23 protein-coding genes are annotated in these 25,471 nt (G+C 64.1%); 3 read left to right on the forward strand and 20 right to left on the reverse strand.

What is annotated here, in order from left to right; all coding sequences use genetic code 11:
* Positions 1-8: 8 nt before the first annotated feature.
* The 5 genes from AC72UB_RS11820 to AC72UB_RS11840 form a co-directional block, all read right to left on the reverse strand.
* Positions 9-1,580, reverse strand: a complete 1,572-nt coding sequence (locus AC72UB_RS11820) for a 5-guanidino-2-oxopentanoate decarboxylase (RefSeq protein WP_505189965.1) — start codon at positions 1,578-1,580, stop codon at positions 9-11.
* Positions 1,577-2,776 (reverse strand): pyridoxal phosphate-dependent aminotransferase, encoded by a 1,200-nt coding sequence (locus AC72UB_RS11825; RefSeq protein WP_505189966.1) that lies wholly within the window; start codon positions 2,774-2,776, stop codon positions 1,577-1,579. Before AC72UB_RS11825 ends, AC72UB_RS11820 begins: the two co-directional genes overlap by 4 nt.
* Positions 2,773-3,402, reverse strand: a complete 630-nt coding sequence (locus tag AC72UB_RS11830) for a TetR/AcrR family transcriptional regulator (RefSeq protein ID WP_505189967.1) — start codon at positions 3,400-3,402, stop codon at positions 2,773-2,775. The genes AC72UB_RS11825 and AC72UB_RS11830 overlap by 4 nt, the downstream gene beginning before the upstream one ends.
* 114 nt (positions 3,403-3,516) lie before the next feature.
* On the reverse strand, positions 3,517-4,401 hold the full coding sequence (locus AC72UB_RS11835; protein ID WP_505189968.1) for a cation diffusion facilitator family transporter: 885 nt from the start codon (positions 4,399-4,401) through the stop codon (positions 3,517-3,519).
* A gap of 82 nt (positions 4,402-4,483) precedes the next feature.
* The gene (locus tag AC72UB_RS11840; RefSeq protein WP_505189969.1) at positions 4,484-5,218 is read right to left on the reverse strand and encodes an SH3 domain-containing protein; all 735 of its coding nucleotides are present in this window, start codon (positions 5,216-5,218) and stop codon (positions 4,484-4,486) included.
* Positions 5,219-5,358: 140 nt separating this feature from the next.
* Between AC72UB_RS11840 and AC72UB_RS11845 the strand changes: the two genes are divergently transcribed.
* Both AC72UB_RS11845 and AC72UB_RS11850 read left to right on the forward strand, forming a co-directional pair.
* Entirely contained in the window at positions 5,359-6,345 is a 987-nt protein-coding gene (locus tag AC72UB_RS11845; protein ID WP_505189970.1) for a 2-hydroxyacid dehydrogenase, read from the forward strand.
* 3 nt (positions 6,346-6,348) lie between these two features.
* Positions 6,349-6,807, forward strand: coding sequence for a pyridoxamine 5'-phosphate oxidase family protein (locus tag AC72UB_RS11850; RefSeq protein ID WP_505189971.1), 459 nt, complete (start codon positions 6,349-6,351; stop codon positions 6,805-6,807).
* Positions 6,808-6,821: 14 nt separating this feature from the next.
* On the opposite strand, the gene AC72UB_RS11855 is transcribed toward AC72UB_RS11850, so the two are convergent.
* The 8 genes from AC72UB_RS11855 to AC72UB_RS11890 form a co-directional block, all read right to left on the reverse strand.
* Complete coding sequence (locus AC72UB_RS11855) at positions 6,822-8,066, reverse strand: NAD(P)/FAD-dependent oxidoreductase (protein WP_505189972.1); 1,245 nt, start codon at positions 8,064-8,066, stop codon at positions 6,822-6,824.
* Positions 8,067-8,160: 94 nt separating this feature from the next.
* Positions 8,161-9,333, reverse strand: a complete 1,173-nt coding sequence (locus tag AC72UB_RS11860; protein WP_505189973.1) for an iron-containing alcohol dehydrogenase — start codon at positions 9,331-9,333, stop codon at positions 8,161-8,163.
* A gap of 5 nt (positions 9,334-9,338) precedes the next feature.
* Complete coding sequence (locus tag AC72UB_RS11865) at positions 9,339-10,721, reverse strand: aldehyde dehydrogenase family protein (RefSeq protein WP_505189974.1); 1,383 nt, start codon at positions 10,719-10,721, stop codon at positions 9,339-9,341.
* A gap of 78 nt (positions 10,722-10,799) precedes the next feature.
* The gene (locus tag AC72UB_RS11870; protein ID WP_505189975.1) at positions 10,800-12,167 is read right to left on the reverse strand and encodes a glutamine synthetase family protein; all 1,368 of its coding nucleotides are present in this window, start codon (positions 12,165-12,167) and stop codon (positions 10,800-10,802) included.
* A 224-nt stretch (positions 12,168-12,391) separates the two neighbouring features.
* Entirely contained in the window at positions 12,392-13,432 is a 1,041-nt protein-coding gene (locus AC72UB_RS11875) for a TRAP transporter substrate-binding protein (protein WP_505189976.1), read from the reverse strand.
* Between the two features lie 54 nt (positions 13,433-13,486).
* Positions 13,487-14,830, reverse strand: a complete 1,344-nt coding sequence (locus tag AC72UB_RS11880) for a TRAP transporter large permease (RefSeq protein ID WP_505189977.1) — start codon at positions 14,828-14,830, stop codon at positions 13,487-13,489.
* A complete protein-coding gene (locus AC72UB_RS11885) occupies positions 14,831-15,388 on the reverse strand; it encodes a TRAP transporter small permease subunit (RefSeq protein WP_505189978.1) in 558 nt (185 codons plus the stop codon). It abuts the gene before it with no gap.
* Complete coding sequence (locus AC72UB_RS11890; protein ID WP_505189979.1) at positions 15,385-16,161, reverse strand: N-formylglutamate amidohydrolase; 777 nt, start codon at positions 16,159-16,161, stop codon at positions 15,385-15,387. Before AC72UB_RS11890 ends, AC72UB_RS11885 begins: the two co-directional genes overlap by 4 nt.
* 114 nt (positions 16,162-16,275) lie before the next feature.
* On the opposite strand from AC72UB_RS11890, the gene AC72UB_RS11895 reads away from it, so the two are divergent.
* Positions 16,276-17,142: a MurR/RpiR family transcriptional regulator gene (locus tag AC72UB_RS11895; protein ID WP_505189980.1), complete on the forward strand. Its 867-nt coding sequence runs from the start codon at positions 16,276-16,278 to the stop codon at positions 17,140-17,142.
* Between the two features lie 81 nt (positions 17,143-17,223).
* On the opposite strand, the gene AC72UB_RS11900 is transcribed toward AC72UB_RS11895, so the two are convergent.
* The 7 genes from AC72UB_RS11900 to mreC form a co-directional block, all read right to left on the reverse strand.
* Positions 17,224-18,105 (reverse strand): DMT family transporter, encoded by an 882-nt coding sequence (locus AC72UB_RS11900; protein WP_505189981.1) that lies wholly within the window; start codon positions 18,103-18,105, stop codon positions 17,224-17,226.
* A gap of 62 nt (positions 18,106-18,167) precedes the next feature.
* Positions 18,168-19,547 carry an amidase family protein gene (locus AC72UB_RS11905; protein WP_505189982.1) on the reverse strand — a complete coding sequence of 460 codons (1,380 nt, stop codon included), beginning with the start codon at positions 19,545-19,547 and terminating at the stop codon, positions 18,168-18,170.
* A 1-nt stretch (position 19,548) separates the two neighbouring features.
* On the reverse strand, positions 19,549-20,490 hold the full coding sequence (locus tag AC72UB_RS11910) for a 2-hydroxyacid dehydrogenase (RefSeq protein WP_505189983.1): 942 nt from the start codon (positions 20,488-20,490) through the stop codon (positions 19,549-19,551).
* Positions 20,491-20,733: 243 nt separating this feature from the next.
* Positions 20,734-21,873: a rod shape-determining protein RodA gene (gene rodA, locus AC72UB_RS11915; RefSeq protein ID WP_505189984.1), complete on the reverse strand. Its 1,140-nt coding sequence runs from the start codon at positions 21,871-21,873 to the stop codon at positions 20,734-20,736.
* A gap of 14 nt (positions 21,874-21,887) precedes the next feature.
* Positions 21,888-23,831, reverse strand: coding sequence for a penicillin-binding protein 2 (mrdA, locus tag AC72UB_RS11920; RefSeq protein ID WP_505189985.1), 1,944 nt, complete (start codon positions 23,829-23,831; stop codon positions 21,888-21,890).
* Positions 23,828-24,418: a rod shape-determining protein MreD gene (locus tag AC72UB_RS11925; protein WP_505189986.1), complete on the reverse strand. Its 591-nt coding sequence runs from the start codon at positions 24,416-24,418 to the stop codon at positions 23,828-23,830. Before AC72UB_RS11925 ends, mrdA begins: the two co-directional genes overlap by 4 nt.
* Entirely contained in the window at positions 24,411-25,352 is a 942-nt protein-coding gene (gene mreC, locus AC72UB_RS11930; protein ID WP_463291142.1) for a rod shape-determining protein MreC, read from the reverse strand. Before mreC ends, AC72UB_RS11925 begins: the two co-directional genes overlap by 8 nt.
* Positions 25,353-25,471 lie beyond the last annotated feature (119 nt).

Genomic DNA, 25,471 nt, shown 5'->3' on the forward strand with positions numbered 1-25,471 from the left:
AGTGTGCCTCAGGCCCTGACCCGCACCTCGATCAACCTTGGGCCGTTATGGGGCTGGGACAGCGCCCAATACAGCGCCTCGGGGTCTAGGGGGGCCGAGGTATAGGGCAGGTCGCAGGCGGCTGCGAAGGGTTCCATGTTCAGGGGCGAGGGGTGACAGCCGATCACCTCGGTATTGGCCGCGCGCATGGCGTCGGCGATCTCGTTATAGGCGGCGTTGTTCCAGACAAGGAAGGTGATCGGCAATTTCTCATCCACCGCCGTGCGGAGTTCACCGGGCGAGAATTGCAGCCCACCGTCGCCGATCAGGCAGACGACTTTGGCGCCGGGCGTGCCGATGGACGCACCCACGGCGGCGCCGGGGCCGTAACCCAAGGCGCCATAGCCGGTGGCGGCGTTGAAAAAGCCGCCCGGGCGGTCGTGGTCATAGTACAGGTTGGCGGCATAGATCGCTTGGGTGCTGTCGCCCACGATCAGACAGCCGGGCAGGGCGGCGCGCACCACCTCGACCATGGTCAGGCGGTTGGGCATCAGGGGGTCAAGCTGGGCCAGTTCGGCGCGGGCCTTGTCGCGGGTGGCGGCGGCGCGGGCCGGGCCGCTGGCCTGTTTGGCGGTCAGGTGCGGCAGAAGCGCGGCCATGGTGGCCCCGGCGTCGCCCTGCAGCGTGAGCGCGGCGGGCAGGCGGGCGAGTTGTTCCGCGCAGGCATCAATGCGGATCATGTCGGGGCGTGCGGGCAGATCGCCCACGACATACATGTCATAATCGGTCCAGCCGAATTCGGTGCCGATGGCCAGCACGCAGGTGGCGGAATGGATCAGATCCCGCACCGAGGACAGGCTGGGCGAGGCGGGCACGGTCAAGGGGTGATGATGCATCATGCCCCGCGCGTTGACGGTCTGGATAACTGGCGCGTCCAGCCGCTCGGCCAGCGCCTTAAGCGCGGCCTCTTGGCCGCGGGTGCCGCCGCCGGCAAGGATCACCACATCGGCGGCGGCATTCAGAAGTTCGGCCGCCTGTTCAAGGCCTTTGGCCGCTGGGCGGGCGGGCAGGGGGGCGGGCGCGGGCAGGGCCGCGCATTCCATCGGCATCACGTCGGTCGGCACTTCGATATGCACCGGGCCGGGGCGGCCGGTGGTCATTGCGGCAAAGGCCCAATCCAGGGTTTCGGCCACTTGCGACGGGTCGGTGATCCGGCGGGTCGGGCACAGGGTGGCAATCATCGCCTGCTGGTCGGGCAATTCGTGCAGCAGGCCCCAGCCCTTGCCCAAGGACCCGCGCCGATTGACGCCCGAGATCACCAGCATCGGGATCGAATCTTCGCGCGCTTGGGCCATGGCGGTGATGGCATTGGTCAGGCCGGGGCCAGTGATAACCAAAGCAACGCCGGGCTTGCCGGTGGCACGGGCATAGCCATCGGCCATGAACGCGCAGCCTTGTTCGTGCCGCGCCGTCACATGTCGCACCGGACTTCCGGACAATCCGCGATACATTTCAACGGTATGCACGCCGGGGATGCCAAAGACCACCTCAACCCCACGGGCATGCAGCCCTTCGACCAGTCTCATGCCGACGGTGTTCATTTAGGCTCTCCTATGGTCTTGGCGGCAAAGGCGGCGATGCGGGTGCAGGCCGCATCAATCGCGGGATCGGGTTGAGTAAGCGACAGGCGCAGCCAGCCTGCAAGCCCCCCATCGCCCCCGACACCGAAACTTTCGCCGGGCATGCAGGCGACACCGGCCTCGGTCAGAAGCGCGCGGGCAAAGGCGCTGCCGGACAGGCCCGAGGCACGGATGTCGAGAAGGGCGAACATGCCCGCTTCGGGGCGGTGAACGGCAAGGCCCGCAACCCCGTGCAGCCGGTCATGGATCATCCCCGCGCGGGCGGCAAAGCGCGCCGCCATGCCGCGCGCGACGGGGGAGCCTTGGGTCACGGCCAGCGTGGTCATGTCGGCGATGAAGGGTTGGCTGCCGAACAGCATGGTTTCAGAGAGGGGCAGCATCCGGGCGCAAAACTCGGCCGGGCCGACGCACCAGCCCGAGCGAAAGCCGGGCGCTGCGTGGGATTTGGAGATCGAGGAGGTGACAACCGTACGCTCGGCCAACTCTGGCAGATCCAGCGGCGAGGCAAAGGGCACGCCGTCGAACACCATATCCTCATAGACCTCGTCCGAGACGATCCAGAGGTCATGGGCAAGGGCGAGCGCGCCCAAGGCGGCGATCTCATCGGCGCGCAGCACCGCACCCGTGGGGTTGTGGGGGGTGTTGAGGAACAAAACGCGGGTGCGGGGCGTGATCTTGGCCGCGACATCGGCGGCTTGCAGGCGGAAACCTTGTTCGGGGCGCAGGGCCACGGGAACCGCTGTTGCACCCGTGGCGGCAATCAGCCCGTCATAGGTGGCATACATCGGGTCGGCCACGATCACCTCATCCCCGGGGCCCAGAAGGGTGCAGAGCACGGCATAAAGCGCGGTCTGGGTGCCGGGCAGGGTCATGATGTTTTCAGGCCCAAAGGCGCGGCCACGCCGGGCGGTGTAGCGCTGGGCAATGGCCGCCAGCGTTGCGGGTTCGCCATGGCCGTTGGAATAGCCCGTACGGCCTGCCTCCATGGCGGCGGTGGCGGCCAAAATCAGATCGGGCGGGCAGGGCACATCCGGCTCACCGATGGTCAGCTCGATAACGTCGCGGCCCTCACGCTTCATCTTGCGGGCCGCTGCGTGAATTTCCCATTTGGCACCGCCAAGCCCTTGGAGGCGGTCGGTCAGGGCGGAATATCTCATGCGCTGGGGTCTTTCAGAGGAATGGTGAGGATGGCGGAGACGGCGGCAAGGCCGATGGCTTGCAACTCGCCCGAGGCAAAGCCTTGCGGCAGGGCCGAGCCTTCCAGCCATAGCCCGTCGATCACCGCGTTGCAGGCGATGGCGTCGCGGTGGCATTGCGCGGGGTTGGCCTTGCGCGGCAGGGCGGCGATCAGCCCTTCGAGGATGTCGCGATAGGCGCGGTAGCCTTGTTCGTGGATCTGGCGCATCTCGGGGTCGCTGCGCAAGCTGTTCAGAAACCCGGCCCAAAGCCCAAGGCGATGCGCGTCCACCACCGGCGGGCGGAGCGAGGCCGCGACGAAAGCGGCAAGCCTTGCTGTGGGGTCGGGGCCGGCATCGCTTAGGGCGGCGGCGCTGTCATCGGTCAGCATCTGCACGAAGCGGCGATAGGCGGCGCGGGTCAGTTCTTCTTTGGTGGCGAAGTAATGGCGGATCAGCCCCGGCGTCACGCCCGCGCGGGCGGCAATGGCGCGCACGGTCGCCGCCTGTGGCCCGCCAACCGCCACGAGCTCGAGCGCGGCTTCAATCAGCGCCTCGCGGCGAGCTTCTTCGGGTTCGCGGCGATAGGGACGGCGATCAGTGGACATGAGTGTCTTGTTATACGAATGGATAATTCCCGCGAGAGTGCGGCCAGTCGCCGCGCGATGCAAGAGATATGGGCAAATTTGCTGAAAAAAGTGGCAGCTTGGCCATGAAGAGCTTCAGGTCTCGCCCACCACGTCCTTGTGGATGATGACATCGGTCTGGGGATAGGCGCTCAGGATGGCGCGGCGCAGGCCTGCGCCTATGTCATGGGCTTCGCGCAGGGTTTGGCTGCCGTCCAACTCGATATGAATGTTCACGAAGATGCGGCTTCCAGCGGTGCGGGTTTTCAGATCGTGATAGCCATGCACGCCCGGCCAGTCGGCGGCAATCTTACCGATGCTGGCAATGATGGCGGGATCGGCGCGGCGGTCCATCAGCGCATCAAACGCGCCCTTGCCGATGCGCAGGGCGCCTAAGGCCAGCATCACTGCCGCGCCAATCGCCACAACCGAGTCGATCTGGCCCATGCCATAGGCCGACGAGGCCCAAAGCGACACGATGGCCCCGATGTTGGGCAGAAGGTCGCCCAGATAATGCAGCCGATCGGCAGCCACGACCCGGCTGCCCGTGGCGCGCGCCACGCGGCCTTGCCACCACACAAGCCCCAGCGTCAGCACCACCGACAGCCCCATCGCCACCATGCCGCGCCCTTGCGCTTGGAGTTGCGGCGTTGACGGGTCCAAAAGGCGCTGGGTGGCGGCAAAGGCGATGACGCCAGATGCGATGAGGATAAAGATCGCCTGACCCAAGGCGGCCAGATCCTCGGCGCTGGTATGGCCAAAGGCGTGGTCTTCGTCGGCGGGTTTGGCGGCATAGATCAGCGCCGCCATCGCGGCGAGCGAGATCATCAGGTCCATCGCAGAATCGGCCAGCGAGGCCGCCACCGACAGCGCCCCAGTTTCGCCTAAAGCCCAAAGCTTCAGCGCCACAAGAAGAGCGGCCACCGCCACCGAGGCGGCGCCAGCCGTCAGGTTCAGGCGGACGGGATGCGGGTCGGACATCGGGTGGTCCTTTGCGACAGGTTCAGCGCGCTTTAGGCGCGGTGGGGCGTGCGATCAAGCGTTGCCGACAAAGCTGGTGCGATTATTCCAAAATCTCGCCGGGGATCACACCCCAAAGCGCCGATTTCTCAACCCAGCCGCGTTCGCCTTGCACGTTCATCCGGCACCAATCGGGGGTGCAGGCCAGAAGCCTGCCGATCACACCCCGTTCGGCCTGAAACCTGACGGCCGAGGCCGGGTCGGGTTGCATGCGGAAATCGGCAAGATTGGCGGTGAGGATGGCCGAGCGCACGCCGGACAAAAGCGCGTAATGCACCCAGCCGCCCAAGCCCTCGGCATCCTCGACGCGCCGCCAGTTTTCATGTTCGGCCGTCACGCGCAGCGGCATTCCGGGGGTGGTGAACACCCAGTCGATGCGATGGGTCAGGCTGGGGCCGCGCCGGGCGTTGCCCTCATTGCCCTTGAGGCTGACAAAGCGTGGGATCGGCAGGTTGGTCACCGCGCCTTTAGAGGGGTCACGCGGGGGGGTGGCTGGCTTGGCCGCCGGGGCCGGATTGGCGGGGGCTGCTGCCGGGGCAGGGGCTGCAGCGGCCTCGGGCGCGCTTTCGGGCACGGGCTCTGCGATGGGCGCTGCGGCGGCATGGATCGGGTTGGGCTTTGGTCGGGGCGAGGCGGTAAGGCCGCCTTCGGTCGGCGCGGCCACCGAGACCGTGCCGCCTGCGCTGACCTGCGCTGCGGCGGGCAGGGTGCCCCATGTCGTGCCGATGGCCAGCATCATCCCGATGCCCACAGCCCGAAACCCCCAAAACCCTGTCATTGCCCGTGCCTTTCGCGACATTTGGGGCTGTATTGTCGCCCCGCCTGCCGCCGTTACTGCTTGCCGGGGCTTGTGCCTTGCCCCGCTTGTCGTCACTTTGCCATTCTGAGATGCGATTTGGAAGTGCAGGGAGGCCCCTTATGCCCGCAGGACGTCTGAGTGTTGTCGTGACGCGACGCTTGCCCGAACCCGTTGAGACACGGATGAAGGAATTGTTCGACGTCGAACTGCGCGACGATGACCGCCCGATGACCCGCGAAGAGCTGGCGGCGGCGATGGCGCGGGCCGATGTGCTGGTGCCGACGATCACCGATCAGATTGATGCGGGCCTGATCGCCAAGGCGGGCGAGCGGCTGCGACTGATTGCCAGTTTCGGGGCTGGCGTGGACCATATCGATGTGGCCACCGCGCGGAGCCGGGGCATTTTGGTGTCAAACACCCCCGGTGTGGTGACCGAGGACACCGCAGACATGACGATGGCCCTGATGCTGTCGGTGACGCGGCGGATCCCGGAAGGGCTGACTGTGATGCAAGCCGGAAGCTGGACGGGCTGGACACCGACCGCGTTTCTGGGCGGGCGTCTGGGCGGACGGCGGCTGGGCATTCTGGGCATGGGCCGGATTGGCCAGGCCGTGGCGCGCCGCGCCCGCGCCTTTGGGCTTCAGGTGCATTACCACAACCGCAAGCGCCTGCGCCCCGAGGTGGAGGCCGAACTGGATGCCACCTATTGGGAAAGTCTGGACCAGATGGTCAGCCGGATGGACATTTTGTCGATCAACTGCCCGCATACCCCGTCAACCTTTCATCTGATGAACGCGCGGCGGCTGAAGCTGATGAAACCCTCCGCCGTCATCATCAACACCTCACGGGGTGAGGTGATCGACGAAAACGCCCTGACGCGGATGCTGGTCGCGCGGGAATTGGGGGGCGCTGGCTTGGATGTCTATGAACATGGCACCGAGGTCTCGCCCGCGTTGCGCGCGCTGCCCAATGTGGTCTTGCTGCCCCATATGGGGTCAGCCACGCTCGAGGGGCGGCTTGAGCAGGGCGAGAAGGTGATCATCAACATCAAGACCTTCGCCGACGGTCACCGCCCACCCGATCAGGTTGTGCCGGGGATGCTGTAAGGGGTGACGGGGCCCTTTGACCCTGAGGACGTTCTGTCGCGTCCCCTGATGGCCAATCTGGCGACGATGGAAGCTGAAGGCCCGCGAAATTCGCCGGTTTGGTTCATCTGGGAAGACGGCGCCTTGTGGATGCTGGGGCATTGCGAAGGGTCATCGGTGCGGCGTTTGCAGGCGGATCCGCGCTGTGCGGTTGAGATTGTGCATCTGGATGTGGCGGCCGGGGTGCTGTTGCACCTTGGCTTGCGCGGCAAGGCCGAGGTCTTGCCGATGGAGCCCGCGCGGTTCAGGCGGCTCTTGGCGCGTTATCTTGGGCCGGACCCCGACAGTTGGAACCCTTGGTTCATTCAGGAAATCGCCGCGATTGACGATCCCGAAGGGCGATGGATCCGGCTGGTGCCGGACAGCACATTTACCAACAATGTCTCATACTTCCGGACGGGACCTGATCTAGCCTTTCCCTGATCGGCGCAGAGGCATCAGGCAAAGCGGTGGGGCAGGTAGGGCGCCAGATCCACCGGCGGGGCCTTGCCCGCCACGAGTGCCGCCACGATCTCGGCTGTGATCGGGGCCAGTGTCAGGCCAATATGGCCATGGCCATAGGCGTGGATGACATCCGCGCCTGCGCGCGAGGGGCCGATGACAGGAACGGAATCCGGCATCGAGGGGCGAAAGCCCATCCAATCGCGTGAGGGTTCGGGCAGGTCGGGGAAAATCGCCCGCGCGCCTTCGATCAGTTTCGCAATCCGGTGCGGCGAGGGCGGCAGGGTTAGGCCGCCAAGCTCTACTGTGCCTGCCACGCGCAGGCGGCCTGTCATCGGGCAGAGGTAGAACCCACGCGAAGTCGGGCAGCTTGGCCGTGTCAGGCGCGGCGTGGCCATATCCCATTCGACATGATAGCCGCGTTCGGTGTCCAAGGGTACGGGGTCGCCCGCTTGGGCCGCCAAGGCGCGCGAATGGGCGCCCGCTGCAATCACCACCTGACGCGCGCGCAGCCGCAGGCCGGGGCCTTCGACGATGATCCCGTCCAGCTGGCGGGTCAACCGCTCAACCCGGCATTGCTGAAAACCGGCCTTTTGCAACACCCTGAGCGCCAGAAGCCGCACCATCTGCCCCGGGTCGGACATGAACACAGCCTTTGGGAAAAACGCCGCCCCGCCTTCGACCGGGGGCAGGCCCGGCTCCATCCGGGCAAGCTCATTGGGGCCGATCAGATCGACCGTGATGCCATGGGTCCGGCGATAGGCCATATCCTTGCCCGCCGCGCGATAGGCGGCGGCAGTTTCGTAAAGGTAAAGGCAGCCGCGATGCTGGAGGATCTCGGCGCCCCCGATGCGCTGGGCCAAGCTTTGCCAGAGCGGCGCAGCCCCAGCGAGGAGCCCGGCAATGGCGGCAGCATTGCGCGCGGTGGGGCCGGGCAGCGACTGGCGGGCAAAGCGCAAGAGCCACGGCATCAGCGAGGGCAGGGCGGCGCGGCGAATGGCAAGGGGGGAGTGTTTGTCCAACAATAGCGAGGGCAGGTTTTTCAGCACATCCGGCGTGCCGACGGGCATGACCGCGTAATCGGCGATGGTTCCGGCATTGCCATAGCTTGCGCCCATGCCGGGGGTGTTGGGGTCAACAAGCGTGACCTCATGGCCTTGGGCCAAAAGCGCCTCGGCCACGGCAAGGCCGACAACGCCCGCGCCGATGACAGCGATTTCGGTGGTGATGTGCTCGGTCATCCGGGCCCCGCGAAGGCTCGTCGTTCGCCGTTCCGGCGCTCCTCGCCAGAAGGCGGGGGCGAAGAGTGCCGGAACGGCGACGATGAGCGATGGTTTAGAGGCAGGCTTTGAACAGCGCGAGGGTATTTTCGAGCGTCATGGCCACCGGGTTGCCGCCGCAGGACGGGTCTTCCAGCGCCATGTCGGTCAGTTCATCCAGATTGGGGTTGGTCACACCCAAAGCGGTGAGGTTTTCCGGGATGTTCAGCGTCTTGCGCAGGTCCATGATCGCGGCGCGGAAGCCGTCGAAGCCACCCTTGATGCCCAGATAGGCGGCGGCTTTCTCGATGCGGTCCTCGATCGCATGGCGGTTCATGTCGAGAACCATCGGCATGACGACAGCGTTGGTGGTCCCGTGGTGGGTGCCATAGACGGCCCCGATCGGGTGCGACAGCGAGTGGATCGCGCCAAGGCCCTTTTGGAAGGCGACAGCGCCCATCGCGGCCGCGCTCATCATATGGGCGCGGGCGTCAAGGTCATTCGGGTTGGCATAGACTTTGGGAAGGTTTTCAAACACCAGCCGCATGCCTTCCAGAGCGATGCCTTGGGACATCGGGTGGTAGAAGGGCGAGGAATAGGCCTCAAGGCAATGGGCTAGCGCATCCATGCCAGTGCCTGCGGTGATGAATTTGGGCATGCCGACAGTCAATGCAGGGTCACAGATGGTGACAACGGGCAGCAGTTTGGGGTGGAAGATGATCTTCTTCTTGTGGGTGACCGAGTTGGTCAGAACCCCGGCGCGGCCCACTTCGGACCCGGTTCCAGCGGTGGTCGGCACGGCGATAATCGGCGCGATTTTGGAGCCATCGGCGCGGGTGAACCAATCGTCGATGTCTTCCAGATCCCAGACGGAAAGGTCTTTGCGCTGATGCGCCATCAGGGCAATCATCTTGCCAAGGTCCAGCGCCGAGCCGCCACCAAAGCAGATCACCCCGTCATGGCCACCCGCCAGATAGACGGCGATGCCGTCTGTCATGTTTTTCTCGTTCGGGTTGGGGTCTACTTCCGAGAATACGGCGGTGCCAAGCCCTGCGGCTTTCAGCACTGCGACGGCGTCCGCGGTGATCGGTAGGGAGGCCAGCGCCTTGTCGGTGACAAAGAGCGGCTTTTTCACACCTGCAGCGGCGCAATGCTCGGCCAGCTCAGCGATGCGGCCGACGCCGAATTTGATGGCGGTGGGGTAGGACCAGTTGCGGTTTGGAACCGAATGCGAGGTCTGGAGAGTCATGGGGATCAGACTTTCTTGAGGTGATAGGATTTCGGCCGGGTGACCGAGTGGAACCCGAGATAGGAGAGCGAGCCGCCACGGCCCGTGTCTTTGCAGCCGGTCCAGCACAGGGCCGGGTCAAGGTAATCGGCGCGGTTCATGAAGACGGTGCCGGTCTCAATCCGCGCGCCGATGGCGGTGGCGGTGTCGTAATCTTGCGTCCAGATGCTGGCCGTCAGGCCATAGGGGCTGTCGTTCATCAGGCGGATGGCTTCTTCGTCATCCTTGACCTTCATGATGCCGACGACGGGTCCGAAGGCTTCCTCCATCATCACCCGCATGGAATGGTCAACATTCACAAGGATTTGCGGTGCGAGGTAAGCGCCACCGTCATCGGCGGGGAAGTTTTTCGGGTCAATCAGCGGCTTGGCGCCCGCCGCCACAGCCTCGGCGATCTGGTCGCGCACGACCTTCGCGAACCGCTTGTTGGCCATCGGGCCAAGGGTGGTTTCAGGGTCCAAGGGGCTGCCCAGCTTCATGCCGTTCACCCAAGCCACGGATTTTTCGACAAAGGCGTCGAACAGGCTTTCGTGGACGTAAATCCGCTCAATCCCGCAGCAGCACTGGCCCGAGTTGAACATCGCCCCGTCCATCAGCGTATCAACCGCCGCATCCAGATTGGCATCGGCGCGGACATAGCCGGGGTCTTTGCCGCCCAGTTCCAACCCCAAGGGGGTGAAGGTGCCTGCCGCGGCGCGCTCAATCGCCTGACCACCGGCGACTGAGCCGGTGAAGTTCACAAAGTTGAACGCGCGTCCCGCGATCAGGCTTTCGGTGGTTGCGTGATCCAGCACAACGTTTTGGAACACATCGGCGGGAACGCCAGCCTCATGGAAGGCCTGGGCCAGACGTTCACCGACCAAAAGCGTCTGCGAGGCATGCTTCAAAACAACCGTATTCCCGGCGATCAGGGCAGGGGCGAGGGTGTTGATGGTGGTGAGGTAGGGATAGTTCCACGGGGCGATGATGAACACCACGCCCAAGGGATCGCGCGCGAGATACCGGCGGAACTTATCGCTGTCCTCAATCATGTGATGCGCCAGCGTCTCGGCGGCAATGTCGGACATGTAATGGGTGCGGGCATTCACGCCGCCCATTTCGCCCTGACCATAGCGGATCGGGCGGCCCATTTGATGGGACAGCTCCAGCGCGACGGTTTCCTTCATCGCGGTCAGGCGGGCGACCCCGGCTTTGACAAGGGCGATACGCTCGGCCAAGGGGCGCGCGGCCCAAGGGCCTTGGGCCGCACGGGCGCGGGCCACGGCGGCCTTGGCGGCCTCGGGCGACAGCGGCATGCGTTCGGCGTAAACCGAGCCATCGACGGGGGAGATCAGTTGGATGGGTTTCATGGTCGTTACCTTGTAGGGTGCGCATTCATTGCGCACCATGTCTTGGGCGGGTGCGCAATGAATGCGCACCCTACGGAGTTACGCGCGCTCCAAGAGGCGCTGCAGTTCAAAGTCGGTCACCACACGGTCGGTTTCCGAGATTTCCCACTGGGCGGCGTGGTGGTAGTGGTCCACCACATCATCGCCAAAAGCCGCACGCAGCATGGTGGACTTGTTCAACAAATCCGCCGCTTCGCGCAGGTTGTGAGGGATTTCGCGGATGCCTTTGGCCGAATACATGTCGCCTTTGAGTTCCGGCTCTAGCTCCATCTTCTTTTCGATGCCGTCAAGCCCCGCAGCCAAAAGCGCGGCGCAGGCGAGGTAGGGGTTCACGTCTGACCCCGGGATACGGCATTCGACGCGGACCGCCTTGGTGTGTTCGCCGCAGACGCGGAACCCCGCAGTGCGGTTGTCGGCAGACCAGACCGCCTTTGTGGGGGCAAACATGCCGATGGTGAAGCGTTTGTAGCTGTTCACATAAGGGGCGAGGCAAGCCGTGATGTCGCGGGCATGGGCAAGCTGGCCGGCGAGGAAGTGCTTCATCACGGCCGACATGCCATGCACATCCTTGTCATCGGCAAAGCTGGGCTTGCCATCCAAGGACCACAGCGACTGGTGGATGTGCGACGATGACCCCGCCTTGCGGTGGTCATACTTGGCCATGAAGGTCACAGATTTGCCCTGCGCATGGGCAATTTCCTTGACCGCCTGCTTGACGATCACATGGTTGTCGGCGGTGTCCAAGGCGTTGGAGTATTTGTAGTTCACCTCGTGCTGACCAGAATCCGCCTCGCCCTTGGTGTTTTCAACCGGGATACCTGCCGCATAAAGCCCGTTGCGGACCGCACGCATCAGCCCCTCTTCCTTGGTGGTCTGGAACAGGTGGTAATCCTCATTATAACCCGAGATCGGCTTCAGATCGCGCATTCCGCCATCGCGCAGGTTCTCATAGGCGTTCTCGAAGATGTAGAACTCCAGCTCGGTCGCCATCATCGGCTCAAACCCCATGGCGCGGGCGCGGGCGACCTGACGTTTCAGAATGGCGCGGGGCGAGACGTCCACTTCTTCATGGCTGTGGTGATCCAGCAAATCGCCCAACACCAGCGCGGTGCCGGGCAGCCACGGCACCAGCCGCAGCGTGGACATGTCGGGGCGCAGCACATAGTCGCCATAGCCCTTTTCCCAGCCGGTGGATTTGTAGCCGGGAACGGTGTTCATCTCCATATCGACGGCGAGGAGATAGTTGCAGCAATGGGTTTCTTTATGTCCGCCATCGCAGAAAAAGGCAGCGTGAAAGCGTTTGCCCATCAAGCGGCCCTGCATGTCGATGCAGGCCACGAGGACAGTGTCAATCTCGCCCTTGGAAACAAGGGTTTTCAGGGCGTCTAGGGTCAGGGTTCCGGGCATATCAGCCTCATCAGTTCGGGTTTCGGATCGCGCGAGAGGGCGCGTGGGTCGGGCTGTGGCTTTAGCCGCGCCCGCCGCCGAATTCGGGTTTTCTGGGCCAGCAATCGCAAATCTTGGTCATCATAGTCTCCCTTCGGGGTTACCCCCCACCCCATCCCTCCCCCACGAGGGGGGAGGGAGGCGCGTTTTCAGGCAAGGCGGGCATCTCCCGCCTTGCTCACCGATCAGCCAAAGCGATAGGGACGCCCGGCCTTTTGCATCACATCGTTGTACTGTTTGAAGATCGCTACGACCTTGGCTTTCACCTCGGATTCGGCGGCAATTTCGTCCCAGAAGGCGATGGCGGCATCTTCGACGGTTTTCCACTCTTCGTCGGGGATGGTGGTCAGTTGCAGCTTTCCACCGTTCAGGCGCAGATCGGCCTCACCAGCCCAGTACCAGTGCTGGCGGTGATAGTGCGACTGTTCAAAGCAGGTGGCGAGCATTTCCTGCAGATGCGGCGGCAGGGCGTTCCAGCGGTCCATATTGGCGAAGAAGTGGCCAATCCAAGCACCCGAGATGTTGTTCGTGAGGAAGTAGTTGGTCACGTTCGACCAGCCCACGGTGTAAACCTCGGTGATGCCCGACCATGCGATGCCGTCCAGCTCGCCCGTCTGCATGGCAACCTCGATGTCTTCCCACGGCAGGGTGACCGGCACGACGCCGAACTGGGTCAGGAAGCGGCCTGCGGTTGGGAAGGTGAAGACGCGCTTGCCCTGCAGATCGGCCAGCGAATTGATCGGGTCTTTGGTGGCAAAGTGGCACGGGTCCCAAGCGCCCGCCGAGATATGCTTGACGCCGACCTTGGCATATTCCTCTTCCCAGATCGCCTTCAGCCCGTATTTGTTGAACAGCGCCGGCACATCCAGCGAATAGCGCAGGCCCAAGGGGAAATAACCGCCGAACACGGTCACCTCGGTCGGCGAGGCCATGCTGTCATCATCCGACTGCACGCAGTCAATGGTGCCGTTCTGCATGGCTTGGAACAGCTCGCCCGTCGGCACCAGCTGATCGGCATAGGCCAGTTCAATCTCCATCTGGCCTGCGGCCATGCGGTTGAAGGCATCGACGGCGGGTTTGACCACCTGTTCGCCCAAGGCGGACCCGGCATAGGTCTGCATGCGCCATTTGATGACCTCTTGCGCGCGCACCACGGTGGGCGCGGCGAGGGCCGCGGCGGCACCGGCAAGGGCGCCTTTGGTCAGGAAGGAACGTCTGGTTGTCATAGCTCAAACTCCTTGTTGGATAGGCGGGGACGGTTTGGCCGCCCCGCGGGTGGTTCAATCAGGATAGATGGTATTGGGCAGCCAAAGTGCCAAGTCCGGCACCACCATGATCAGCGCCAAAGTGGCGACCATGACCAAAACGAAAGGCGTCACGGATTTGTAGATATCGCCCATGGTAATTTCCGGCGGCGCAAAGGCGCGCATCAGGAACAGGTTATAGCCGAAGGGTGGTGTCAGATAGGCTATCTGGCAGGTTATGGTGTAAAGCACGCCATACCAGATCAGCACCTGATCGGGCGGTATGCCCAGATCAAGCCGGGCGACGAGCGGCACATAAAGCGGGGCGACGATCACCAGCATGGCCGTGTCGTCCAGGAACATGCCCATCACAAGGAAGGACAGCTGCATCAGGATCAGGATGGTCCAGGGGCTGAGGCCAAGCTGCTCGGTGAACAACTGGTCAATCGCCTTGACCGCACCCAGCCCATCAAACACCGCCCCAAAGGCTAAGGCGGCAAGGATCACCCACATGAACATGCAGGAAATCCCCAGCGTGTTGCGGGTGGCGGTTTCGAAGACAGTCCAGTTAAAGCGGCCCTTCAGCATGGCGGCAGCGACCGTGGTCGCCACCCCGATGACCGAGCTTTCGACAAGGCTGGTCCAGCCATTGATGAAGGGGATCATCATGGCGGCAAAGATCGCAAAGGGCAAAAGTCCAGATTTCAGGGTGGACATTTTCTCGGCCCAAGTGATCTCGGCGCGTTCTTCGGCCGAGAGCGGCGGCGCGAGATGGGGCTGCAAGGCACTCCGAATGCCGATGTAGGCGATGAAGAAGGCGGCCATCAGGAGACCCGGGATCACACCCGCCAGCCAAAGTTCCGACACCGGGGCGCGGGCGATCATGGCGTAAAGCACCAAGACGACCGAAGGCGGAATGAGGATGCCCAGCGACGATCCGGCCTGAATGGTGCCGGTGACCATTTGCTTGTCATAGCCGCGACGCAACAACTCGGGCAGGGCGATGGTCGATCCAATCGCCATACCCGCGACCGACAGCCCGTTCATGGCAGAGATCAGCACCATCAACAGGATTGTGCCAATCGCTAACCCGCCGGGGATGCGGCCAAACCAGACATGGAACATGCGGTAAAGATCGTCTGCGAGACGGCTCTCGCTCATCACATAGCCCATGTAGACGAACATCGGCAGCGACAGAAGCGGATACCATTTCATCAGCTTCATCGCCGCCGAAAAGCCCATGGTATGCCCGCCCGTGCCCCACAGCGCGATCGAGGCGACCACGGCGACAAAGCCGATAAGCCCAAAGACCCGCTGCCCCGTCATCATCATGAGGAGCATGGTCGAGAACATCAAAAGCGCGATAAGTTCCTGCGGCATTTAGAGGTGCACCCCCCGCAGCGTGGCCATGTCGCGGATCAGCGCCGAGAGGGCCTGCAACAGCATGAGCGTGAAGCCCACCAGCATCACCAGCTTGATCGGCCAAAGATAAGGTCGCCATGCGGTGGCGCTGCGCTCAAGCCGGCCGATTTCGGGCAAAAGCCCGTCCTCCCAGCGCAGGCCAAGGGAATAGCCAAAGCTTTCCGCCGCACCCCAGATCATGACACCCAGATAGAAGATGAGCGCAAAGACGGTGAATCCGTCCCAAGCGGCGCGGGTGCGCGGCGACTGCTTGGCATAAAAGAGGTCCATCCGCACATGGGCGCCCATCTGCATCGCATAGGGCCCGCCCAAGATGTAATAGGCGACCATGACGAACTGGGCCATCTCTAGCGTCCAGAGCGAGGGGTTGAAGAAGGTCTTGGAGATCGACGACCACATCAAGACCGCCATCAGCGCGAAGAGCAGATACATCGCAAAGCGCCCGACGCCGTAATTCATCCGGTCAACCAGCCGGACAAAACCGATCAGCGGTTGGGGAAAGGTCGCGGCGGTCATGCGGCGGCCTTTGCGGCGTGCAAGGCGGCGGCGAGGACGGGGGCGAGCCTGTCGGCCATCGCGGCCTCGGCCTGCGGGTCTGCGATCAGGTCGTTGCGGATTTCCAGCATGGCGTTTTGCAGGCCATAGGGTGTCGCATGAAGGCGCAGGGTGTGTGTGACGTCATCGGCGGCGGAATAGGGTTCATTGAGCTGTGCGTTCAGCCCGGTCTGCGGGCTGGCGGCAAGAATCGAGCGCGCGAGCGTGGGATCGGCGTCATGGATGATGCCAAATTCGACTGCGCGCGGGCGGCCGTGAAAGACCGGGGTGAACGAGTGGATCGTCACGATCACCGGGCGGCGACACAGCGCGATGCGTGCCGCGATCAGACTGTGCAGGCCGTTGGCCCAAGGCAGGTAGACCGCTTGGGTGCGCGCCAGTCGCTCGGCCGCGGAAATGGCGGCATTGCCGGGGATGTCATGAACCTCGGAGCGGGTGGGCATGGCGCCGGGCATGTCCGGCGCACGGTTGCAGTCATAGATCAGACGGCTGACCGGGGCATGGATCAGCGTGGCATCCAGCCGCTGCGCAAGCCCGCGCGCCAGACCCAGCGCGCCGGGGTCCCAAGCGATATGGGCGCGGGTTTGGTCAGGCGAAAGGCCCAAATTGCCCCAGGGCGCGGGCAATGCGTTAGAGGCATGTTCGCAGACCAATAGGACCGGGCTTTGCCCGGTTTCATTTTCGATCACTGGCAGGAACGGGCCTGCCTTGTCTGATCTGACCTCTGCCCGCATTTTCGCGAGTCATCTCCCTGTGATGACGAAAAGCGTCCTTCACGCCGCCCCCACCTGTCAAGAATGTTTCTTTTGAAAATTTCCTGTTACGATTGTTACAGAATGGAGGATCCGATGCCGCTGACACAGCCCATGGACGAAGAGTTGCGCTTGGCCTTGCCCGACCTGACCCGGGCAGAGCGGCAACTGGCCAGCCATATTCTGACGCATTATCCTGTGGCGGCCCTTGGCTCGATCACCGCTTTGGCCAAGGCGGGGGGGGTGTCCTCGCCTACGGTGGTGCGGCTGGTGCAAAAGTTGGGATATCAGGGGTATTCCGACTTTCAGCGCGCGCTTCGGGGGCAGGTGGAGGCGATGCTCGTCTCGCCCTTGGTCAAGCAATCGCGGGCAGGGGGGGCCATGAAGGGCCATCTCATGACCCGCTTTGCCGGGGCGGTGGCCGAGAACCTGCAAGCGACGCTGGCGCAGATTGATCCGGGCGAGTTTGATGCGGCGGCGGCGCTTTTGGCCGACCCGTCGCGGCGGATATTTGCGATGGGCGGGCGCATCACCCATGCGATTGCCGATTACTTCGTCACCTTGATGAAGGTGATCCGGCCTGAGGTCTTGCTGATGTCGGATATGTCAAACGCTTGGCCGCCCGCGCTGTTGGACATGAAGCCGGGCGATGTGCTTTTGGTGTTCGACATCCGGCGTTATGAAAACGCGGTGTTGCAGGTGGCCGAAGTGGCGCGCGAACAAGGCGCGGAGATCGTGCTGATCACCGACCGCTGGGTGTCACCGGCCGCCGCCCATGCGCGCCATGTGCTGCCCTGCCATATCGAGGCGCCCTCGGCTTGGGACAGCAACGCAACGCTTTTGGTGCTGGTCGAGACGCTGTTGGCGGCGGTGCAGGGGCTGACATGGGAGGTCACCGAGGCGCGGATGAAGCGGTTGGAGGACCTTTACACCCGCACACGGCTGTTCCGGCGCTATCGCTGAGGTGCTGTGCCCTTGGCAACCCCCGGGGGGACTTCGCGTCCCCCCGGACCCCCCTGCGGAGTATTTCGGCCAAGATGAAAATCAGCCCTGTGATGCAGCAGCCTGACGACGCGCGCCCATCACGGCATTGCCCATGACGGCCGCCAGCACCATGGCGCCGCCGAGAAGGGTGGCCGAAGAGGCGGTTTCGCCAAGGAGGAGCCAGACCCAGATCGGGGCGAGGATGTTTTCGATCGAGGACATCAGCGTGAGCTCGGCAGTGGGCAGCGCCTTGGAGCCGTAGGTGTAAAGCATCATGCCGCCCGTCAGCACCACCGCGCCAAGCGCCATGGAGACGGCGATGTCATGGGGGTTGGCGGCGACGGTCTGGCCGAGCATGGGGGCAAGCCCAAAGGCCGCGATCATCGACAGGATGCCGCCCATCAGCACGATGGGCAGGCTGTCCTCGACATGGCCCCAGCGTAACGAGACTGAGAATACTGCAAAGCCCGCCGCCGAAATCAGCGCGGCGATGTTGCCGTCCATCCGTCCGCCCTCAATGCCGCCGCCGATCATCACGAAGATGCCCGCCCCGGCCAGGCCCATGGCGACCCAGGTGGTCATCGGCACGCGTTCGCCCAAGGCGAGCCAGCCGAGGAGGGCGGCGAAGAAGGGGGCGGCGGAGTACAGGAACACGGCATTGGCCACGGTGGTGGCTTGCAGCGCGTAAAGGGCGCCTGCATAGGCCGCGACCAGCCCCATGGCACCGACAAGGCCCGGCAGGCCCATGGCGCGCATGCTGGCCAGCACGCGCCCGCCCGTGCGCCAGTGCAGGAAGGCCCAGAGCACCGGCAAGAGCCCGGCTGAGCGCCAGAACATCACCGAGGCGGCTCCGGCCTCTTCGATCTGACGCACGACAAGGCCGATGGTGGACCACAAGATCCCCGCGCCCAAAACCAGCGCCACGCCTTTGCCATATGTCATCGGTCTCTCCCTTTGCGGTAGAAGGCGGCGGTTGGGTCAGGGGGTCTGTTCTGATTGCGACCTTAGAGGGCGGGGATGGGGTGGGGGCTGAGATGTTCGCCTGCCGCAAGCAGCAGGTCTTCGCGGAACTGATCGGCGATGAGTTGCACGCCGACCGGTGCGGTGCCGTGGCGCCCGGTGGTGACGGTCAGCCCCGGCAGGCCCATGAAGGGCGTGGCGATCAGCGGCATCTGGGCCTGCAGGACGGCGTCGAAATCGGCCTCTGACGCCACATCACGATGATCGGCGAAGGGCAATTCGCCCGAGACAGGGCAGAGGACCAAGGGCCAATCCGCCAGAAAGCTGCGCCAAAGCCGGGTGAGGCGCGCGCGAGATTTAAGCGTGTCCATCAACCCGTGCAGGTCGATCTCGGGGCAATGGCGCGTCATCTGGGCATAGACGAAGTTGGCGTCGGGGTCGTTTTCGGCGTGGAGCCCGGCAAGATTGGAATGACGGAACTCGGCCATCCAGAGGCGCAGTTGCAGGGCCATCGCCTCGCGCCATGGCGGGGTTTGCACGGGCTCCACCTGATAGCCCGCCGCGCGCAGGGCCTCGGCCGCGGCGCGGAGCGCGGCGCGGACTGGTTCGGCCACGGGCATGCCATCCGGGGCTTCGACATAGGCCACGCGTTTGGGGACGGGGGGGCCTTGCAGCGGCATCGGTTGATACCATGGATCGCGCGGGTCTGGAGCCGCCATCGCGGCGAGCGCCAGCGCCAGATCGGGGATGGAGCGGGCCAAGGGGCCGGAGACGGCCATGAGTTGCCCGCCGATCAGCCGGTCGCCGCCCGAGGGGTTGAAGCCCGGCACGCGGCCCAAGGAGGGGCGCAACCCATGTACGCCGCAGGCATAGGCGGGGTAGCGGACGGACCCTGCGATATCGGTGCCATGCGCGATGGCCCCCATACCGGTGGCCACGGCGGAGCCTGCGCCGCCAGAGGACCCGCCGGGGGTGAGGCCCGCGTCATGCGGGTTTTTCGTGGCCCCATGCAGGCGGTTGCGGGTGAACCAGCGCAGCGAAAAGGCCGGAGTATTGGTGCGCCCCACAATCACCGCGCCTGCCCGGCGCAGGTTGGCGATGACCGGGCTATCTTTGGCGGCGATCAGGTCTTTCTGGCTGACAAGGCCATTGGTCGTGGCGTGGCCGGTCTGGTCGACGTTCACCTTGATCGTGATCGGGACGCCGGCGAGGGGGCCGGGGGACTCGCCTCGGCGCAAGGCCGCGTCGATCGTATCGGCGGCGGCGAGCGCCTCATCGGGCATGTGCTGCACGATGGCGTTCAGTGTGGGGTTCTGCGCGTCGATCCGGGACAGGGTGGCGGTGGTCACCTCGCGCGCGGACACGTCGCGCCGGGCGATCAGGGCGGTGATGTCAGAGGCGGTCAGGGTGGCAAGATCGGTCATGTCAGTACCCCCGCGTGCGGTCAACAAGGTTGAGGAAAGGTGCACCTGCCTCGCCGCGCCGGATGTTTTCAGCGATGACCTCAGAGGAGGTGTCGGGGCGGGTGTCGGCGGCGATATGGGGGGTGACGGTGACGCGGGGGTGGGCCCAGAACGGGTGGTCCTGCGGCAGGGGCTCGATCCGGAACACATCCAGCGTGGCGTGGCCGATCTGGCCGCCGTCGAGGGCGGCGAGCAGGGCCTCATCGTCGATCAGCGCACCGCGCCCGGGGTTCAAGATCACCGCGCCGGGTTTGGTCCAGCCTAAGGTTTCGGCGTTGAGGGTGTTTTCGGTCTCGGGCGTGCGCGGCAGGAGGGTGACAATCAGATCGGCATCCTGAAGCGCGGCCTTGAGCCCGTCGCGGCCATGATGGGTGACGATGCCGGGCAAGGATTTCGGGGCGCGAGACCAGCCTTCAACCGTGAAATGCAAGGCTTGCAGGGCGCGGGCGCAGGCCTCGCCCAAGGCGCCGATGCCCAGCATGGCGACCTTGCGGTCACGCGCCAAGGGTGGGCAATCGGGGTTCCAAACGCGGTTTGGGTTGACGATATAGCTGTCGAGCCCGAGGTGATGGCGCAAGGCATGGCCCAGCACCCATTCAACCATGCCCATGGTCAGCGCGGGGTCGACCATGCGGCACAGGGGCTGGGTCAGGGTGGCATTGCCCACAATCCGTTCCACCCCGGCCCAGAGGCTGAGCACGGCCTTGCAGCGGGTGTAGGGGGTGAAATCTTGCAAGGTCGAAGAGGGGGCGTAGACGATGTAATCAACGCTCTCGGGGGCGGCCTCTTGCACCAGTTGGGCGGTGATGCCCGCGTCGGCCAGCGCGGTTTCCAAGGGCGCGCGATAGCGGTCCCAGTTGTCAGGGCCGGCGGCCATGAGGATGGTGATGGGGGCGTTCGTCATGGTGGGCTCCTGCGCTGTGGCGCAAGAATGCCGGGGGGGCGGGCAAAGGCAAGGCGGAAAATGCGGGGCGGAAAATGCAAAGCGCGTGGCCCGCGTTTGTCTGACTGAAGGTATAGGTCCGTGCCGCTATTGGAGAGGCTGTGCTTTTTGGTCAGGGCGTTCGGCGCAATACTGACCGAAATGGCTTCCCAACCCGCCAACTCGTTCATCATTTTGGCCGCCGCATTCCTGCGGCGTGCCCGCCTAGCGCAGCCTGTGCACAATCGCGCTTTGGACCAGTCCAAAGGACAGCATGATCACCAAAGTGGCCGACCCGCCATAGCTGAGCAGCGGCAAGGGAACCCCGACAACCGGGGCCATGCCCATCACCATGGCCAGGTTGATCGCCAGATACAAAAAGAAGTTCACCGCCACGCCGATGATGATGAGTTGGCTAAACCGGTCGCGGTTCTGGATAGCAGCGACAATAAGGAACATCAGGATCAGCGCATAAAGCACTAACAGCGAAAAGGCGCCGATAAAGCCAAACTCCTCGGCCAAGGTGGTGAAGATGAAATCGGTGTGCTTTTCAGGCAGAAAGTTCAGCCGGCTTTGGGTGCCCTGCATAAAGCCCTTGCCCGCCCAGCCCCCCGACCCCAGCGCGATCTTGGCTTGGATGATGTTATAGCCCGCGCCGAGCGGGTCTGCCGAAGGGTTCAGGAAGGTGTCGATCCGGGTGTACTGGTAGTTGTGCAACAATTGCCAAGGCGTGCCGCGGGTCAGAAACACCGCCGCCACCGCCGCGCCCCCAAGCGCCAGCACGCCGCCGAAATACCACAGGCTGACGCCGGCGGCGAACATGACCGCAGCGCCCACCACCAACAGCATGATCGAGGTCCCAAGGTTGGGCTGCATCAAGACAAGTACGGTCGGCGCCACGATCAGCGCCACCGGGATCAGCACCCACAGAGGGCGCGAGATCTTCTTGTCATCCAGCATATCGTAATAGCTCGCCAAGGCCATCACCAGCGTGACCTTCATCAGCTCAGACGGTTGTAGCCGCATGAAGCCAAGGTCGATCCAGCGCTGTGCGCCCATGCCGACAGCCCCAAAAAACTCGACCGCCAAAAGCAAAAGCATCGACACGCCGTAAGCAAAGCCCGACATGGATCGCCAAAACCAGATGGGGGTGAAGGCGACGATAAACATGACCACAAGGCCAAGGACATAGCGTTTCATCTGCGGCTCGGCCCAGACGTCGATCCGGCCGCCTGCGATGGAGTAAAGCATCAGCCAGCCAATTGCGGCCACCGCCGTGACCACCAGCACCAGCGCCCAGTTGAGCGCCAGCACCTTGCCAAAGCCCGTGGGTGCCGTCTTGACGCGGTATTCCAGAAAGCTCATCCGCGCGGCCCCCGTCAGGTTTCCGAAGGGCCGGGATAGCGGCCCTCTTCATCGCGCAACACCAGCGTGCTTAGCAGGCTGTCCATCCGCCCGCGCTGATCGGTCGGATAGGCATCCAGCGGCGGCACAGCCCCATAGAGCGTGCGCAACAGCGCGTCGCGGGCGATGGGGGCGGCGGCGGTAGATCCACCGCCGCCATGTTCGACCACCACCGAGACGGCATAGCGGGGGTTGTCATAAGGCGCATAGCCAACAAACAGCGCATGGTCGCGGCGGTTCCACGGCAGTTGATCGTTCGAGATCACGCCACTCGCGCGTTCGGCGGCCGAGATGTTGCGCACCTGCGCGGTGCCGGTTTTGCCGGCCATGCGCATGTCCTCGGCCACAACGCGCGACGAGCGCGCGGTGCCGGATTTGCCGTTCATCACCGCATCCATCCCGCCCAAAACCGCCGTCAGGTTCGACGTGGACAGCCCCAAGGGCTCGGCAGGCTCAACCGGAATTTCGCGACCCTCGATGGCGCGGACGAGACGCGGGTTGACCGCCCGCCCGGTGGCAAGCCGCGCCGTCATCACGGCCAGTTGCAAGGGCGAGGCCAGCACATAGCCCTGACCGATGGAGGCGTTGACCGTGTCACCGATACGCCATTCGGCCTTGTGGCGTTCCATCTTCCAGGCCTTGTCCGGCATATTGCCTTCCGCGATGGCCGACATCGGCAGGTCATGGCGCATCCCAAGGCCCAACCGGCGGCCCATTTCGGCGATCTTGTCGATGCCTACCTTGAGGGCGACCTCGTAATAATAGACGTCGCAGCTTTCCGACAGGCTGCGTTCCAGATCCACCGTGCCATGGCCGCCGTGCCGCCAGCAGTGGAATTTGCGGCCCCCGGATTCCAGATATCCAGGGCAGCGGAAGGTGGTCTCGGGGGTGATCATCCCCTCTTCCAGCGCGGCCAAAGCCGTCACCATTTTGAAGGTCGAGCCCGGCGGATAGGCGCCCTGCACCGATTTGTTGGCCATGGGGCGGTGGTCATGGTCCATCAGATAGCGGAAATTGGTGCTGGAAATGCCGCGCACAAAGAGGTTGGGATCAAACGACGGCGAAGAGACGGCGGCGATGATGTCGCCGTTGGTCACATCCATCACGACGCACGAGGCGCTTTCCTCGCCCAGACGGGCCTGAATGAAGTTCTGGATCCCGGCATCGATCGTCAGATGCACATCACTGCCCGGATCGCCCTCAACCCGGTCCAACTCGCGCATGACGCGGCCGATATGGTTGACCTCGATCCGCTTGGTGCCTGCGGTGCCGCGCAGCGTATCTTCCAGCCAGCGTTCCACCCCGATCTTGCCGATCTGGAATTTCGGGATTTGCAGCACCGGGTCGGGGTTTTCGACACCTTCGAGGTCTTTTTCAGACACCGGCCCCACATAGCCCAAGACATGGGCGAAATCGGCGTCGCGCGGGTAAATGCGCGACATGCCGGTTTCGGGCGTGACACCGGGCAGGGCGGGGGCGTTGAGGGCGACGCGGGAAAACTCTTCCCAGTTCAGCCGGTCCTTGACGGTGATCGGCACGAAGGAGCTGTTCTTTTTCAGCGCTGCAAGCGCGTCATCGATGTCGGCGCGGGTCAGCGGGATCACATGGCTGAGCCGGTTCAGAACCGCCTCGACATCGCCCGCATCTTCGCGCGTCATCACCACGCGGTAATTCTGTTCGTTCTCGGCCAAAATCTTGCCGTTGCGATCATGGATCACCCCGCGCGTGGGCGGCACGAGCCGGATCGAGATGCGGTTTTCTTCGGCCAGAAGGCGGAACTGGTCGGCCTGTTCGACGCCAAGGTAGCGCATGCGCGCCCCAAGGGCGGCAAACATCGCCGCCATGCCGCCGGTGAGCAAAAGCGCGCGTCGGGTGACGCGGCGGGCGCTGGCCTCATTGTCGCGCGCGACCCGTTTCACAGCCGTCTCCCATATGCGTCAACTTCGCCCATGGCGGGTTTGTACAGTTGCAAGACCACGCGGGAAAGAAAGACCACAAGGGGGTAACACAAGATTGACCAGATCACCTGCACCAGCGCAAAGCCAAAGGGCGGCTGCGGCAGAAGTACAAGGCCAAAGCCGATGCGGTACAGGATCAGCATGGCCACCATCAGGGCCGAGACCAAGAGCCACTCGACCCCAAAGTTCAATTCGCGCGTCAGCGCCACGCGGCTGCGGATGAACTCCGAGGCGATGACGACCAGCGCGGTCCACAGGCCAGGCGGGCGCAGAAGCACGATGTCCTCGGTCAGCACCACGGCGGCGATCAGAAGGGTTGGCAGATAATCGGGGCGCCGCATGGTCCAGGCGAAGATGATGCACAACATCAGATCGGGGCCCGGCATATGGGCAAGCCAGTCCATCGCGCGGCACCAGCCTGCATCGGGCGCGCAGCTTTCGGCGGGGGCGGTGCCCATCGGCAAGAGGCGGAAGAACAAGAACACCAGCGCCAAGGCGACGAACAGAACCCGGTGCAGCCAGACGTCGCGGTTGGCCGGATCAATCATTGCCGCCCCCTGCCGCCGAGGCGTTCACCCCCGGGCGCAGCGCGGGCGGGGCAGGAGGGCCCTGCACCTCGGCCGGGTCGGGTGCCAGAAGCGCGCCTTGATCGGTGATCGCCTCAAGCGCGTGGCTGCGCAAGACGCGCAGGAATTCGAGCCGCTGGTAATCGGCCGCCAAGGCCACCCGCAGCCGCTTGTCGGTGCCAAGCACAACCGAGCCCACCAAAAGCCCTGCCGGGAACACCCCACCATCGCCAGAGGAGATGACCTGATCGCCGGGACGGATCTCGGCGGGGTCTTCGAGGAAATCAAGCGGCGGCAGATCGCCGTTGTCGCCCGACAAGATCGCCCGCTGGCCCGAGGGTTGCACCACAACGGGCACGCGGCTGTTGCTGTCGGTCAAAAGGATGACACGGCTGGTCTTTTCGCCCACGCCCGAGATGCGGCCGACAAGGCCCAGACCGTCCATCGTGGCCCAGCCATCAATGATGCCATCGCGCGCGCCGACGTTCAAAAGCACCGATTGGCGAAAGGGGCTGCCGCTGTCGGCCAGCACAACGCCGGTGACATGGGTCAGGCGCGGATCCAGCCGTACCTGGTTAAGGTCCAACAGGCGGGCGTTTTTCTGTTCCAGCTGCAGTGCGGCCTCTTTCCACTGCTTCATCTGCTTGAGTTCTTCGCGCAGCTGCTGGTTCTGGGCCAATAGCCTTTGGTAGGACTGGAAGTTGTCCATCACATCGGCGGCCCAGGTCACCGGGGCCATGGCCCATTGCATCGAGGGCACGAACCGGTCAATCAGCGCGGCGCGAAAGCGTTCGACGCGCGGGCTGTCGATGCGCCACAGGGTGAACAGGCCGATCAGTGCCAAAACCAGAAGACCGATCAGCACCCGGCGCAGCGGGCGGTGGAACTCTTCTGGATCGGTCGCGTTGCGGGCCATGGGTGCCTGATCTGATGCGGGATCTTAGCGGAAGCCGCCGGGGGTTGTGCACCCCCGGACCCCCGCAGAGTATTTAGGCCAAGATGAAACACAATTTAAATCAAATTATGCGGGTGGCC

This window comes from Allotabrizicola aquatica (SeqCode) (assembly GCF_965194375.1).
Classification (GTDB): Bacteria; Pseudomonadota; Alphaproteobacteria; order Rhodobacterales; family Rhodobacteraceae; genus Tabrizicola_A; species Tabrizicola_A aquatica.

What these genes read in the sequence shown, in the direction of transcription:
- AC72UB_RS11905 (WP_505189982.1), bottom strand. Translation starts at nt 19,547, where the DNA reads ATGACCGATCTTGCCACCCTGACCGCCTCTGACATCACCGCCCTGATC.
- AC72UB_RS11835 (WP_505189968.1), bottom strand. Translation starts at nt 4,401, where the DNA reads ATGTCCGACCCGCATCCCGTCCGCCTGAACCTGACGGCTGGCGCCGCC.
- AC72UB_RS11870 (WP_505189975.1), bottom strand. Translation starts at nt 12,167, where the DNA reads ATGCCCGGAACCCTGACCCTAGACGCCCTGAAAACCCTTGTTTCCAAG.
- AC72UB_RS11875 (WP_505189976.1), bottom strand. Translation starts at nt 13,432, where the DNA reads ATGACAACCAGACGTTCCTTCCTGACCAAAGGCGCCCTTGCCGGTGCC.
- AC72UB_RS11860 (WP_505189973.1), bottom strand. Translation starts at nt 9,333, where the DNA reads ATGACTCTCCAGACCTCGCATTCGGTTCCAAACCGCAACTGGTCCTAC.
- AC72UB_RS11855 (WP_505189972.1), bottom strand. Translation starts at nt 8,066, where the DNA reads ATGACCGAGCACATCACCACCGAAATCGCTGTCATCGGCGCGGGCGTT.
- AC72UB_RS11830 (WP_505189967.1), bottom strand. Translation starts at nt 3,402, where the DNA reads ATGTCCACTGATCGCCGTCCCTATCGCCGCGAACCCGAAGAAGCTCGC.
- AC72UB_RS11885 (WP_505189978.1), bottom strand. Translation starts at nt 15,388, where the DNA reads ATGACCGCCGCGACCTTTCCCCAACCGCTGATCGGTTTTGTCCGGCTG.
- AC72UB_RS11880 (WP_505189977.1), bottom strand. Translation starts at nt 14,830, where the DNA reads ATGCCGCAGGAACTTATCGCGCTTTTGATGTTCTCGACCATGCTCCTC.
- AC72UB_RS11865 (WP_505189974.1), bottom strand. Translation starts at nt 10,721, where the DNA reads ATGAAACCCATCCAACTGATCTCCCCCGTCGATGGCTCGGTTTACGCC.
- AC72UB_RS11820 (WP_505189965.1), bottom strand. Translation starts at nt 1,580, where the DNA reads ATGAACACCGTCGGCATGAGACTGGTCGAAGGGCTGCATGCCCGTGGG.
- AC72UB_RS11895 (WP_505189980.1), top strand. Translation starts at nt 16,276, where the DNA reads ATGCCGCTGACACAGCCCATGGACGAAGAGTTGCGCTTGGCCTTGCCC.
- AC72UB_RS11910 (WP_505189983.1), bottom strand. Translation starts at nt 20,490, where the DNA reads ATGACGAACGCCCCCATCACCATCCTCATGGCCGCCGGCCCTGACAAC.
- rodA (WP_505189984.1), bottom strand. Translation starts at nt 21,873, where the DNA reads ATGAGCTTTCTGGAATACCGCGTCAAGACGGCACCCACGGGCTTTGGC.
- AC72UB_RS11925 (WP_505189986.1), bottom strand. Translation starts at nt 24,418, where the DNA reads ATGATTGATCCGGCCAACCGCGACGTCTGGCTGCACCGGGTTCTGTTC.
- AC72UB_RS11845 (WP_505189970.1), top strand. Translation starts at nt 5,359, where the DNA reads ATGCCCGCAGGACGTCTGAGTGTTGTCGTGACGCGACGCTTGCCCGAA.
- mreC (WP_463291142.1), bottom strand. Translation starts at nt 25,352, where the DNA reads ATGGCCCGCAACGCGACCGATCCAGAAGAGTTCCACCGCCCGCTGCGC.
- AC72UB_RS11890 (WP_505189979.1), bottom strand. Translation starts at nt 16,161, where the DNA reads ATGCGGGCAGAGGTCAGATCAGACAAGGCAGGCCCGTTCCTGCCAGTG.
- AC72UB_RS11900 (WP_505189981.1), bottom strand. Translation starts at nt 18,105, where the DNA reads ATGACATATGGCAAAGGCGTGGCGCTGGTTTTGGGCGCGGGGATCTTG.
- AC72UB_RS11825 (WP_505189966.1), bottom strand. Translation starts at nt 2,776, where the DNA reads ATGAGATATTCCGCCCTGACCGACCGCCTCCAAGGGCTTGGCGGTGCC.
- AC72UB_RS11840 (WP_505189969.1), bottom strand. Translation starts at nt 5,218, where the DNA reads ATGACAGGGTTTTGGGGGTTTCGGGCTGTGGGCATCGGGATGATGCTG.